Source organism: Desulfotomaculum sp. 1211_IL3151 (genome assembly GCF_036763075.1).
GTDB lineage: Bacteria > Bacillota > Desulfotomaculia > Desulfotomaculales > Desulfotomaculaceae > Desulfotomaculum.
The window spans coordinates 64,112-77,161 of record NZ_JBAIYV010000039.1 but is presented as its reverse complement, the minus strand read 5'-3'; the positions used below and the strand labels follow the sequence as shown (position 1 = coordinate 77,161).

At 39.8% G+C, this 13,050-nt stretch carries 11 protein-coding genes; 1 reads left to right on the top strand and 10 read right to left on the bottom strand.

Annotated features, from left to right (window positions below; genetic code table 11):
• Window positions 1–320: 320 nt before the first annotated feature.
• On the bottom strand, window positions 321–758 hold the full coding sequence (locus tag V6C11_RS10335) for a universal stress protein (RefSeq protein ID WP_333531083.1): 438 nt from the start codon (window positions 756–758) through the stop codon (window positions 321–323).
• 362 nt (window positions 759–1,120) lie between these two features.
• On the opposite strand from V6C11_RS10335, the gene V6C11_RS10330 reads away from it, so the two are divergent.
• Window positions 1,121–2,254 (top strand): NAD(P)/FAD-dependent oxidoreductase, encoded by a 1,134-nt coding sequence (locus V6C11_RS10330; protein ID WP_333531082.1) that lies wholly within the window; start codon window positions 1,121–1,123, stop codon window positions 2,252–2,254.
• A gap of 177 nt (window positions 2,255–2,431) precedes the next feature.
• Here V6C11_RS10330 and V6C11_RS10325 read toward each other — a convergent pair whose 3' ends face one another.
• The 9 genes from V6C11_RS10325 to V6C11_RS10285 all read right to left on the bottom strand — a co-directional run bounded on the left by V6C11_RS10325 (window position 2,432) and on the right by V6C11_RS10285 (window position 12,956).
• Window positions 2,432–2,902 (bottom strand): HAD family hydrolase, encoded by a 471-nt coding sequence (locus V6C11_RS10325; protein WP_333531081.1) that lies wholly within the window; start codon window positions 2,900–2,902, stop codon window positions 2,432–2,434.
• A 12-nt stretch (window positions 2,903–2,914) separates the two neighbouring features.
• Window positions 2,915–3,661, bottom strand: a complete 747-nt coding sequence (locus V6C11_RS10320) for a phosphate ABC transporter ATP-binding protein (RefSeq protein ID WP_333531080.1) — start codon at window positions 3,659–3,661, stop codon at window positions 2,915–2,917.
• Window position 3,662: 1 nt separating this feature from the next.
• Window positions 3,663–4,502 (bottom strand): phosphate ABC transporter permease PstA, encoded by an 840-nt coding sequence (gene pstA, locus V6C11_RS10315; RefSeq protein ID WP_333531079.1) that lies wholly within the window; start codon window positions 4,500–4,502, stop codon window positions 3,663–3,665.
• Between the two features lies 1 nt (window position 4,503).
• Window positions 4,504–5,367, bottom strand: a complete 864-nt coding sequence (pstC, locus tag V6C11_RS10310) for a phosphate ABC transporter permease subunit PstC (RefSeq protein ID WP_333531078.1) — start codon at window positions 5,365–5,367, stop codon at window positions 4,504–4,506.
• A 63-nt stretch (window positions 5,368–5,430) separates the two neighbouring features.
• Window positions 5,431–6,318, bottom strand: a complete 888-nt coding sequence (locus V6C11_RS10305) for a phosphate ABC transporter substrate-binding protein (protein ID WP_333531077.1) — start codon at window positions 6,316–6,318, stop codon at window positions 5,431–5,433.
• Window positions 6,319–6,486: 168 nt separating this feature from the next.
• Window positions 6,487–9,102 (bottom strand): phosphoenolpyruvate synthase, encoded by a 2,616-nt coding sequence (ppsA, locus tag V6C11_RS10300; protein ID WP_333531076.1) that lies wholly within the window; start codon window positions 9,100–9,102, stop codon window positions 6,487–6,489.
• 550 nt (window positions 9,103–9,652) lie between these two features.
• A complete protein-coding gene (locus V6C11_RS10295; RefSeq protein ID WP_333531075.1) occupies window positions 9,653–10,366 on the bottom strand; it encodes a P-II family nitrogen regulator in 714 nt (237 codons plus the stop codon).
• Between the two features lie 168 nt (window positions 10,367–10,534).
• The gene (locus V6C11_RS10290; RefSeq protein ID WP_333531074.1) at window positions 10,535–12,112 is read right to left on the bottom strand and encodes a DUF1538 domain-containing protein; all 1,578 of its coding nucleotides are present in this window, start codon (window positions 12,110–12,112) and stop codon (window positions 10,535–10,537) included.
• A 358-nt stretch (window positions 12,113–12,470) separates the two neighbouring features.
• A complete protein-coding gene (locus V6C11_RS10285; protein WP_333531073.1) occupies window positions 12,471–12,956 on the bottom strand; it encodes a PaaI family thioesterase in 486 nt (161 codons plus the stop codon).
• Window positions 12,957–13,050 lie beyond the last annotated feature (94 nt).

Here is a 13,050-nt window from a genome sequence, read left to right as displayed (position 1 = left end):
AAGTTAAAATTTATCAAAAAAGTACGAATCGTGAATAAAAAGAAAAAGAGCAAGTAAACGCTCTTTATGCCAACCGTGATTTGGTGAATTTTACGAATTCTGTAAACAGTTTTTTATCTCTCCTTTATTTCCGCTCCGGCAGTCCTATATATTCTCATTTTCAGTGCAACCTCCTAAATTAAATACTTTAAAAAATAAAATCCCGGGCTATAACCCGGGAAAAATTTGAATTATATTATTCTTTTAAGGCACGCAATCAAAAAATCAGCAACCTCGAACCATTGCATGGCATCAGCTGATCTTGGTTGCCATACCAAAGTCTACTTAACAAAGGTAACCGGGCATTCAGATAAAGCTAAAACCTTATGGCTTACACTTCCAAGGACAATACTCTGAAGGTCTGTTAAACCCCTTGTCCCCAACACGATATGGTCATATTCACCCAATTTGGCGAACTCAACAACTTTTATGGCTGGATCACCGTCTATCAGCTTGGTTGTTACACATAACCCAGTATGTTTAAGAATTTCTTCATGATCATTAATAATTTTATAACCTTCGCTTATAACCCGCTGCTTAATTTCTTCAATTTCTGAAGAGGTATTTCTAAGTTTATTTATTTCTTTTCTGGAATTTATAACATGAATCAGTGTAATATTTAAATCTCCTTGTTTTTTGGCTACTTTAATGACATAATCAACTGCTCGTTTTGCATTTTCGGAACCATCAACTGCTAATAGAATTTTATTCATTAACATTTTTACTCACCTCCGAACTGCTTTAGAATTATTCTACCATAATAGGAAATGTTTATCAGTGCCATAAATTAATTATTAGATAAATCACACTACTGTTTTATTAAAAGGGGCTGTTACACAAGAACCAATTGGTTCATTGTACAACAGCCCCTTTATATATTCTTTACTCGTCACATCCGCATCACGATCCCTAAACATTTGGAGGACTGTCCTTATTTATATTTTATGGATGCCGCTCCGTAGTGTTGTCATGTCATAGGTGTAGATTAGCTACAATTTGTATTAAATTAAGAATAAGCAATTTATAATAAACACGTATAACTCATATACTACTTCTTATTAGGTTATGAGGAGCGGTTATTATGAAGATTGCAATTATAGGTGCTGGCGTATCGGGTCTTTCTGCAGCAATTTCCTTGGAAAAGTATGGAATTGTACCCGATATTTTCGAGCAAAACTCATTTATATCTGACCATTATTCGCATGTTGGCGTTTTGTTTAATATGGCCTATAGAGGTATTTCAACGAAACCTTTAAAACACATAAATAAGCTGCTTTCAATCGAAATATCTCCTCTAGAAAGGATAACCGACTTAATTATTCACAGCAGACATTCTAAGGCTACAATTTCAAAAGAAACAATCGGTTTTAGTTTTATTATGGGACAAGAGCCACTATCTATTGGCAATCAACTTCTAAATAATATCAAAAACTCTAAGATTCTTTATGAGCAAAGGCAATCGGTAGAGGAGCTAAGTAAAAAATATGATTATGTTATAGTTGCCACTGGAAGCAGAGGAGAGGATTACGTTGCAGATCGGTATTTAACAGATTGGAAACAATACCTTGCTACCCATACTAGGGTGGCTAAATTATATGGTGATTTTAATACGAATACAGCTATTGTATGGGGTAATAAAGAAATCGTTAAAGATGGTTATGGTTTTTTTGCACCCTTCAGCTCTAAAATAGGTTCATTGTATGTTACGATCCCACATTTAAAAAATTGGGAAGAGTTTAATTATTGCTGGAAAAAGTTTTTAAAAAAGGAACGTATCCTTGAAAAAACAACTCTTCTTGGAACCTATGATCGAACCCATGTAGCGGCAAATTCAAGCACTAAGCAATGGAAGAACTGTCTTTTCGTTGGGGATCAAGGTGGCTTCTTAGATCCCTTTTTAGGTCTAGGTGCTGCCACCGCAATTATTACTGGCATTATGGCGGCTAAGTCAATCGCTCTAAATAAAGATTACGATGAACTAACACAGAAATATAAAAAGATCATAAACACAATGAGCAACTTTAGATACTTCTATGACTCGATAGATGATGATACCTTTGATAAAATAGTCAAAACAGAAGCAAACCCCTACATTAATAAAATTATATATGGAACAAATATTGACTGGCTTAAATATGGTTCCAAAGCAATTGGTCCTTTTGTATCGGAAAAAACATCTCCAAACTTTCACGAAATTAGCTCCTCACCAACTTAACAGAAAGCTTTTGGTCATATTTAATGGGCTGGGCATAATGAGTATCGGGCAAGGCTATGGTTGGATTGCACAGCATATTATGCTAAAAAGGTTTGCCTTGACACATTAAAAAACGAACTCCCTGTTATTCTGAGAGTTCATTTGTTAAGGTCTAGATTAGACACGCCTAACACCTCGTTAACCTCTAAGGGTTGCTTTTAGTCTATTTGTATTAAGTAAAAGTCCTAATGCCTGACGAATATCCGTTACCACAATATCCGCAGCATTTACTGCTTTAACAGAAGCCCCTTCACCCCCAATAATTACAATACCCAAGGCTGCTTTCTTTAGCATCAAACAATCGTTGACACCATTTCCTATTGCTACTGCATGCTCTGCCCCGATGGAGTTTATAAAGTCCTCTTTTTCTTGTGCGCCCAGATGGTTTTGTAGGATTACCACTTCTCCATTTAAGTCCTTACATTCAGCAACAACCCGGCCGAAGGTGTCTGCTGTAATCACGTAGATTTTTAGATCACTCGATAAGTGATTTAGCTGCTCTAATACATCTTCTTCTAAATATCCATCCAAGGCGATCGTTCCGTTAAAGTCCAAAACCAGAGAGTAAAACTGCATTTGACCTATTCCTGGTATTTCCACTGAAATCACTTAGATTCCCCCTTACCATGTTAAACCAGATATAAAGTCCCTTGTTTCTTGTTCTTTCGGGTTGGCAAATAAAGCTTCTGTCTCCCCTTCCTCTATTACTTGCCCATTCATTAGAAATATTGTAATATCGGCAATTCTTTTAGCCTGAAAAAGATTATGTGTAACCAATATAATGGTTAGTTGTTTGGCAAGTTTCTTTAGCAACCCTTCTATAATCTTTGTGGCCGAAGGGTCTAAGTTCGAGCAAGGTTCATCCAGCAACAGGATCTCTGGGGAAACTGCCAACACACGGGCTATGGAGAGCCGTTGGATTTGACCACCTGATAATTCCCTAGCCGGATGATTCAACTTGTCTTTAACCTCCTCCCAGAGTCCCGCTTGCTCTAAGCAGTTCTCACAGATTACATTCAGTTTCGCTTTATTCCGTTCACCGAAGTAACGAACTCCAAACAGTACATTTTCCTTAATGCTCAAAGGAAGTGCAATGGGAGTTTGGAAAACCAAGCCGATTCTTTTCCTAACCCATGAGGTATCTTTGCATTCATAAATGTTCTCTCCCGAGAGATTCACCTTGCCTTTAATCTGATATCCTTTGTCTAATTCCAAGGTTCTGTTCAGGCTCTTTAAGAGTGTTGTTTTTCCGCAGCCGGATGGCCCGATGATCGCATGCAGTTTATTTTTACTAAAGGAAAGATTCATACTCTCTAATATTTTACTATTGCCAAAACTAACTTGTAAATCCTCCATTTGTAAGGACATATTAACCCTCCCTTCTTTTCTGATGCCTCAAGCACATGGCGATAACATTTAGAATCAGTAACAGAGAAACCAGAACCAGGGCAGTTCCGTAGGCTTTGTCCAGAGAAACTTGCTGGCTAAATAAAATATAGAGATGATAGGGTAGTGCCATTACCGGTTGAAATAAATCCCCCGTCGATGGCGTAGCTATGGCAGCGACAGTAACCATAATAGGAGCAGTGGCACCAGCCGCATAGCCCATGGCTAAAAGTATACCACCGATTATTCCCGGTGCGGCCTGGGGTAACAAAATCCTAACTAAAATATAGCTTTTGGAAACCCCTAGAGAGGTTCCGACTATACGATAATGCTTATTGACAGCGAGCAAGGCATCTCTAGCCGTAACGACGACGACTGGAAAAATCATCATACCTAAGGCGAGCCCCCCTGCCAATAGGGAGATCCCAAAACCCATACGAACCACGAACAAAGCATAACAAAATAATCCTGTGACAATGGAAGGCAGCCCGGCCATACACTGAACCGTGGTATTGATAATCTGGGAAATTACGTTTTTGTGAGCATACTCAGCCAAATATACTGCCGTGGCCAGTCCTGGTAGCGCGGCAATTGATACAGCAAGCATTATCAGGCAAAGTGTCCCCTTAATTGCAGGGAGTATCCCTCCCTCGGTGCCCAGGGGCAGTCCCTTTGGGGAGGCCAGTAAAAATTCCAAATTTATAGCTGAGTGTCCCCGGTAGATTAGATAACCAAGGATACCTAAAAGAATGATGAGCAGCAACAGCCCAGCTAACCAAAAAATGGCAAGGCAAAGCGTGTCGATTAATCGTCGTAAGGACATATTAATTCACCCCATTTCTTCGGTTCCATCGAAACAGAGCCAATAACAGGTTTATACTAAGAACAAAAATCAGCAATACTAGGCCCGCTGCAAACAAACCTTGATAATGTAAGCTTCCTACTTCTGATGTACCAAGCTCTAAGGCAATCAGTGCAGGGAGCGGCTCTCCCTTACTAAACCAGGAGGTAGGTAGCACCATGGTATTGCCCGCCAACATTAATACAGCCATTGTTTCCCCGGCAGCTCTGCCAAAGCCTAAAATTATTGCGCCAAGCAGCCCCTTCTTAGCCAAAGGTATCAGAACGCGTAAGGTCAGGTAAGGTTTAGAAACCCCCAGTGCCAGCGATGCTTGTCGGTATTCCGGGGGCACTGCTCGCAGGGCTGATTCTGAGGCACTAATAATATAGGGCAACACCATAACGGTTAATACAAGGGAAGCACAAAATAATGATTCACCACTGGCCATGGAAAAGTTTACCTCAAAAAATTTCACCAGCACGGTAGCTCCTAGAAAACCATAGACCACGGACGGAATGCCCGTTAACAGATTAATGGCTGGTCGAAGGAAGTTCGTTATCCAGCCAGGAGCAAACTCTGCCAGAAAAATAGCACAGCAAAGACCCAGAGGTGCTGCCATTATTAACGCTCCCAAAGCGGTCCACAACGTACTTAAGATCATTGTACCAATGCCCAATTGCTGAGGTTCTGCCAGAGGATTCCAGTTTAGCCCCAGAATAAACTTAAGGGGACCCACTTCTGTCCAAACTGCCCAGCTTTCCAAAGCCATAAATAGGATGATTGACATTAAAAGTAGGGTCGAACACCAAGCGACCAGCAAGCAAAATGTACCTGTTTTTTCCTGCATCTTTTCACACACCTATAAAAACCTGTGGGTAGTTGAATAACTCAACTACCCACAATTATTTTCCTATTTAACAGCGGGAACAAATCCCATCTCTTCCAAAACCTTCAGACCATCTTCGGACATGAGGTAATCTATAAACAACTGTTGTTTTTGATCTGGCTGATCTTTCGTGACTAGCAGCAATGGTCGGGCAATTTTGTATTCACCGCTGGCGATATTCTCGTTAGTGGGAGCTACACCATCAATATTTAAGGCAATTATTTTACCTTCGTTTTGTTTAATCAAACCAGTGGAAACATACCCAATGGCATCCGCATTTTCTGCCACTTTACCGGCTAATGCACCCATAGAAGGCAGCTGAATGGCTTCTTTCGCTACAGGAGTTTTTTTCATAACCAACTCGTCAAATACCTGGGCAGCACCGCCACCAAGGTCACGAATGGCCAGTACGGTTGGGCGATCCGGCAGCTTGGCATCCAGTTCTTTCCAAGTTTTAACTTCCCCTGCAAAGATTGTCTTAACTTCATCCGTGGTTAGATCGGGTTTCTCTTGTACAATGGGGTTTTTAGGGTTGACTGCGATAGCCAGTGCATCGGAACCCATTTTAATAATCTTTCCATTTGGCATTTTTGCTTGTTCTTCGTCTTTAATCTCCCTTGAAACTAACCCGATGTCCACAGTACCATCTAAGGCAGATTTAACACCAAAACCTGAGCCACCGGTGGAAACAAAGATTACAATGGGTTCTTCGGGTAACTTAGGATCAACGTTATTCCAGGTTTTATATTTTTCTGTAAAGTCATCGGCACACTTGGCAACGGTGGGAGCCAAGGTGCTGGAGCCGCCAAGTTTAATGGATTGGTCTTGGCTGGTAGTTTCACTTGATTGACCACACCCTGCCAGCATCAGCAACACCAATAGACTAACTAGCAGCAACTTAATTCTTTTCATAAGCAACCTCCTAAGCTTAATTCCTTCCTAATATTAACACCTTCTAAAACATAGCATATTTGGAGGTGTATGTTAAATGAATAAAAGTTATATATCTTTTGTCATGTATTACTTTATTTTATGTCTACCAATGGTTTTTTAAATTGGGTTGGCCTTTGGTGTTCTCAATTACAATATTTCGATATACCCTTCTGTTCCATGCACGCGAATTGGTTGTCCATCTTTTATCAGTTTAGTAGCATTTTCCACCCCGACAACTGCCGGTAAGCCATATTCACGTGCGATAACTGCTCCATGGGTCATCATTCCGCCAACTTCGGTAACTAGGCCTTTTATGGATACAAACAATGGTGTCCAGCTAGGGTCAGTAAAAGTCGTAACTAATATATCTCCATCTTCTAGGTCCGCTTCTTCCATGTTTAAGATGACGCGCGCCCGTCCCTCTATGACTCCGGAAGAAACGGGTAGACCACCAATGGCTTCGGCGGGAAGATTTTCTCGTTGGTACTTACCTCCAATGATTTCACCATCAGAAGTGATGACACGTGGGGGGGTTAGTTTTTTATATAATTTGTACTCTTCTTTTCGTTTGCTAATGATCTGGTAATCCAGCTTATTTGTGCGTACCACTTCCTGAAGTTCTTCAAAAGTGAGGTAATATATATCTTCTTTTTCATGAATAACCTTGGCATGTACCAGTTGTTCGGCCTCTTTCAGTAAAGCCTGCTTATAAATGAAGTAGCGATTAACCATGCCATATTTTGGATATTCCCGATAGCCGATGAAATTCCGAATTAGGTCGATCATTCGTTTTGCTTCTTTGGCTTTTTGTTCGCCATCCGGTAATTGCTTCAATCGATCGAATAACTCCTGCTCTTTTTTCAAAGCTGCCTGCCGCCCTTGCTCAAATTTCCTATGGCTAGCATTCGGCTCAAAATTTTTGATGTTACTGAGGAGCATTGGGACAAGTGTAACTGGTTTTTCGCTCCAACGGGTTTTCGTAATATCGATTTCTCCGACACATCGCATGCCGTATTTGTTGAGATAAGCATGGATCGCGGCTTGGACTTCCTGTCCGCCATTAAACTTAACCAGTTTATCCAAAAAGTTATCATCTTTTACATGTTGTAAATAAGCAATTATTTCCGGATAAGGACGAATCACATCTGCGACATCCAACAGCGCCAGGCCCATTTCCGAAGTAATATTGTTTGGTACAGATTGAGAAAGTGTGTCTGCTGCGTTTTTTTCACCTAACCACTTCTTCATTTTTTCATTGATCCATGCGGAAGCATCCATAGCAGCCATGAACACCCTCGAACTTTGTGGGTCAGATAAAATCTTTTTTAATCGCTGGATATCTTCAAGTATAAAGTCTAATAAAACCGATCCTGACTTAGTTTGGATGTTTTGTTTTAATTCTTCTATCGATGTTTGACTACGCTTAATCAAATCAGAAACGATTGTCGGATCGTTTTCGATTTGTGCTTGAAAACCCACAGACGAGATACCTGTATTGCTTTTATTGAGACTCGGTTCTTTCTTATTATTTGGTAACGATTTTATGAAATCTCTTCGCTCTATTATGGTCTTGAGTGCGTCTTTTATGAGCGGATCGTGTTGTCCCATGGCATCTAATAAAATTTCTCTGCTGTCAGGTGAAGCCAAATTATCTGTGACATCAACAAACAACCTTCCACCAGCTTTATACCTGGGTCCAAAGGATGTTAACTGGAATATCGACATTCCCAATGGTTTCATGGGGTCGGTCATCATTTGTTGATGACCGACCGATACATAAACGTGATTTTCCTGATCATTTGCTTCAGGGACTGGGTATAAAGTAGTGATTGGCCGACTCTGGACAATATAAAATATATCATCAACCAAACACCATTCAATATCTTGTGGGCAGCCAAAATAAGCTTCGATCTGTCTTCCTATGCGTGCCAGTTGTAAAATTTGTTGTTCAGTAAGTGTTTGAGTCTTTTGCTGACCAGGCTCGATTTGCTGTGTCTCTGTTCCGCCTTCCTTTAGTCCATAGATAGCCAGTTTTTTGGTTGCTATCATCTTATCGATGATTTCATCTTCCCATACTTTATAACAATCGGCAGAAACCAACCCAGAGACCAGTGCCTCTCCAAGTCCAAAACTAGCATTGATTGCTAACAGCTTTCGGTTAGAAGTAATCGGATCAGCTGTAAATAAAATTCCTGAAGCCTGTGGGAAAACCATCCTTTGAATGATAACGGATAAATAAACTTGGCTATGGTCAAATCCGTTTTGCATGCGGTAGATCACCGCACGATCCGTATAGAGGGAAGCCCAACATTTGCTGATATGCTGCAAGATTGCTTCTTTTCCAATGATATTTAAATAGGTGTCGTGTTGACCGGCAAAAGAAGCATGTGGTAAATCCTCAGCAGTGGCACTAGAACGCACGGCATAAGCATGTTCATCGCCAAACTGGGAGAGATAGTAAGAAACTTCTTTCACTACATCGGAAGGAATTTCGACTTCCACAATGATCTGTCGAATCTTCCTGCTGATTTCACCAATTTGATCTCGATCCTCCACTTTTAACCATGTTAGCTGATCCAACAATGAATGAAACGTTGCATTTTGTTCGATGGCTTTTTGATATCCCACGGTTGTAACACAAAACCCTTCTGGCACTTGTATTCCTTGAAGTTTTGATAATTCCCCTAATTTTAACCCTTTCCCGCCAACGAGCAACGGCTGTGTTTTTTCTATTTCCTGAAAACCAAGCACCAAAGAACCCACCTATATCTCCCCTAACCATTATTTTTTTGGTTTCTTAGACATTTTACCCTTTCAACCACTTCATTATAGTTCTATTGCATTTTAGCAGTAATAAATGTGAATATATAGCCTATATTGACCATTTTTTATATGCTATAATTAAACTAGGAAAAGTTCTTTTTTAGAAAAACTTTGGCTTGCGCCGCTTTACCCTAAAGTGTAGGCGAAGGTAAAGCGAGAGTGAGACTTATTTCGCATCGCTCATAATATGAGAAAAACGGCAGCATCCGGCATGTAGGATGTGGCCATTTTTATTTTTTCAGCTTTTTTCCTCCCATATGAAGTAAAGGGCTGTGCCGAAACTTTAAGTTTCAGCACAGCCCTTTGTGTTCTCAATTACAGTATTTTGATATACCTGCTGTTCCATGCACGCGAATTTCTTGCCTATCTTTTATCCGTTTGGTAGTATTTCCCACCACCTGACAAATGCCAGTAAACCACGTGCGATAATTGCTTCATGGGTCATCCGGTGAGGGATTTAATATTAAGAATCATCTTTTTCAGGTGTTCATTAAAGTTCGTCAACATTTTCAATTCTTGTTCCTAATCCCATCGCACTATTTACTGGTAAAGAGAAGCAGATACCCATACCGGCTTTATTTAGTCCGACATCTTGCATAATATTCCCCATAATAGCAAGTTTCTTCTCTTGGGATGTGAGTATTAGGATAATGTCTTTCTCCGGTTGTATCGTTATGCCAAGATATTTTATAGCTTCCTTTGATCCTAAACCACGTGCATGGATTAAAGTACCGCCAGTTGCTCCAGCTTTCTTTGCAGCCTCCATAACCTGTTCAAAATAACCGCTATTTACAATGGTTATGATTAAGTGATAAGGTTCCTTGGGCTTTACAGTCATACCTTCACTTCCTATCTTTAAATACTCATCGGCCTGTTTACAGATCATGGAAAGGGTATTACTAATACTACTTACACTTATTGTAAAGGCTATCCCCGTTCCCGGTTTGCTAAAATCAAGCCGATTATGAATTTGATTCATAATCGACTTTGACATATTTTTTGTTTGAATGCTTACTGTAACAATTTTCTTAGGACTACCATAACCAAGAATATCATAGATTACAGACTTGGCCGTACCATACCCATGAATCAGTATAGCAATTGGTATATTATTATTTTTAAATAAGTTGCTCAAAGCTTTCCCTAAACTAAAATCCACTATTGTAATCAGTGCTTCCAGTCTGGTCTCTGAACTCTCTGCCATTCGTATCCCTCCGTTCCCTCGCCCATGGGTGGTTACTGGTTGATATAATAACCCATAGGATTATTTATTTCAATATTTTTTGATGTGTCACGATTATATACTTTCTTCATTTCGGTTAGTTTTTGAAGTGATTTCAGCAGTATCCTTTGGTTAATTAAACCCAAGTTATTAACTGTCATTTGTATTGCCTTTACTTAGTCTATCATTATTTTCGTCCGATATATTATCTGAGTCTGCATCTGTTTCATAATCCAACTCAAGAATCGTATCCTCTACAGGAATAACAGCTTCCCTAGCTGCAATTTTGGATTTAATCACATAGACCAAACCAAACAACTGAAGCGTAATGACCGGAGTCATAGCAACTAATACAACTATACCGAATGCATCTGTGTAGATGTTATTGCCAATAGCCTCACAAGCTCCTATGGCAAAAGGAAGCATAAATGTCGCAGCCAGAGGCCCGGAGGCAACTGCTCCGGAATCAAATGCTATTGAGGTATAAAGATGGGGAACTATAAATGATAGGATAAGAGCAATCACATATCCTGGGATAACAAAATAAAGAATAGATAACCCTGTAACAACACGAAGCATAGCTAAACCAACCGATACAGCAACTCCAATGGATAGTCCTATACCCATTGCTTTAGCCGAAATTGCTCCTGATGTAATCTCTTCAACCTGCCTTTTTAGAACAAAAACGGCTGGTTCTGCCGCAACTACAAAATATCCGATAGCCATGCCAATGAGAATCAATACCCCGGTGCTGGTATTCTCAATTAAGATACTGCCTAGTTGATATCCTGAAGACATAAAACCTACATTTGCACTGGTTAAAAACAAGACAAGGCCCAAATACGTGTAAATCGTCCCAGTACTAATTTTCAAAATGGTTTTTTTACTTAAATGCAGCCTTGAGATGTGAAATATGCCAAAAAGAAAGAGCATTGGAAACAGGGCTACTGCTATTTGCATAAAGTATTGAGGAAAATTGGAGCCATAAAGTGAGATGATATCTGACATTGACTGAATTTCAGGAACAGCCATAGCACTACCACCGGAAGGTGTAAAAAACATTCCTAAAATTAAAACAGTAAGAATAGGACCTATAAGACAAAGAGCAATGAGTCCAAAGCTATCTTCTTCTGTTGTTTTATCTCCACGTACGGATGCTAAACCAAGTCCAAGGGCCATTACAAAAGGCACCATAATTGGACCGGTTGTTACTGCACCAGATTCCCAGGCAATAGAAAGAAATTCCCTGCTAGTATATCCAGAAAGAATAAAGGCCAGTAGATAACAACTGATCAATATATATGAAAGCGGTAACTGAAACAAGATTCGCAAAAAGGCCGCTACTAATGCCAAACCTACACCTATAGAAACAACAATGATAATAGTAGAATCAGGTACCCCATTTATCTGTCCAGCCAACACAATTAAATCCGGCTCTGCTACACTAATAAATATGCCAATAACGATCGTTAAAATTACGATCAGAAGCAGATTCCTGCTCTTTACTAAAGAAGAACCGATTTTTTCTCCAATTGGAATTAAAGACACATCTACCCCCATGTTAAACAGGGTTATTCCTAAAATCATTAAAAAAGCGCTGACTAAAAACAGTACCATATTCCATAAAGGCATCGGGGCTATCGTATAATTTAAGACTAAAACCAGGATAATGATTGGAATTACTGAAAGAAAAGACTCCTTTAATTTCTCTGATAGTAGTTTTAACAAAAAACCACCTCATCCTTCATTACATTATTTGTAAAATCAAGCAACACAGACCATACCCCGTTATTACATAAAAACAGTCGTACACTTTAACAAGTTAAAGGCTACGACTGTTTTTCAGCCCTACCATGACTTATTGTTAACATAACTCCTAATCAATAGTATTATAACATATTATAGCCTTTTAAGATATTCTAAATTAGTTAGGTAGTGGTGTGAATAGAGGTTCGTAGGCCTTATTGGATGAGTAAATAAAAAGTTCGACCGGGTCGGATTACTCCCAACTCAGTCGAATACATTTATGATTTGTTTACACAACAACAGCTCGACATCTAAAGGTGGTACCGGAATAGTATGGTAATCATTTAATGAACTTTGGCGGCAGGGGTTTATATCCCATCGCCAATACCGCCTGTTCTATTGTTTGAAGTCCGGGAGTCACCATCTGCTTGGAGGTACCATGCGCTAGACGCTTGCCCTGGCTGTCGACAATTACCGCCTCAGCTAGACAGATACTTCTTCCCGCCTTTATCCTTTTTCCTTCAACTACAAGATGCCCTTCTTTTATCGGTGCTAAATTATCCACCTTAATATCAAGGGATATAAGTCCTGCATTTTCTTCAACATCACAATAAACTGCCCAGTAAGCAGCCGTGTCAATTAGCGACGAATAAACACCGCCATGAATTCCCCCAAAAGGATTAAGATGTTTGTCCTGCAGGCTAACCTCAACCCTACAATAACCTTTCCCTAATTCACGTACCTCCATCGACAACAGCCTGAAGTAAGGCCCCTGATTACAAAGATCGATTACAGCTTTAATGTGTTCCGGATTCAACTTTTGCAAAAATAACACCTCCACCTTAAATGATTGGAATGCACACCGAAAGATAAATACCAAATGAACGTACGCGCGTTCATTTATTGTTAAATAATAAGAC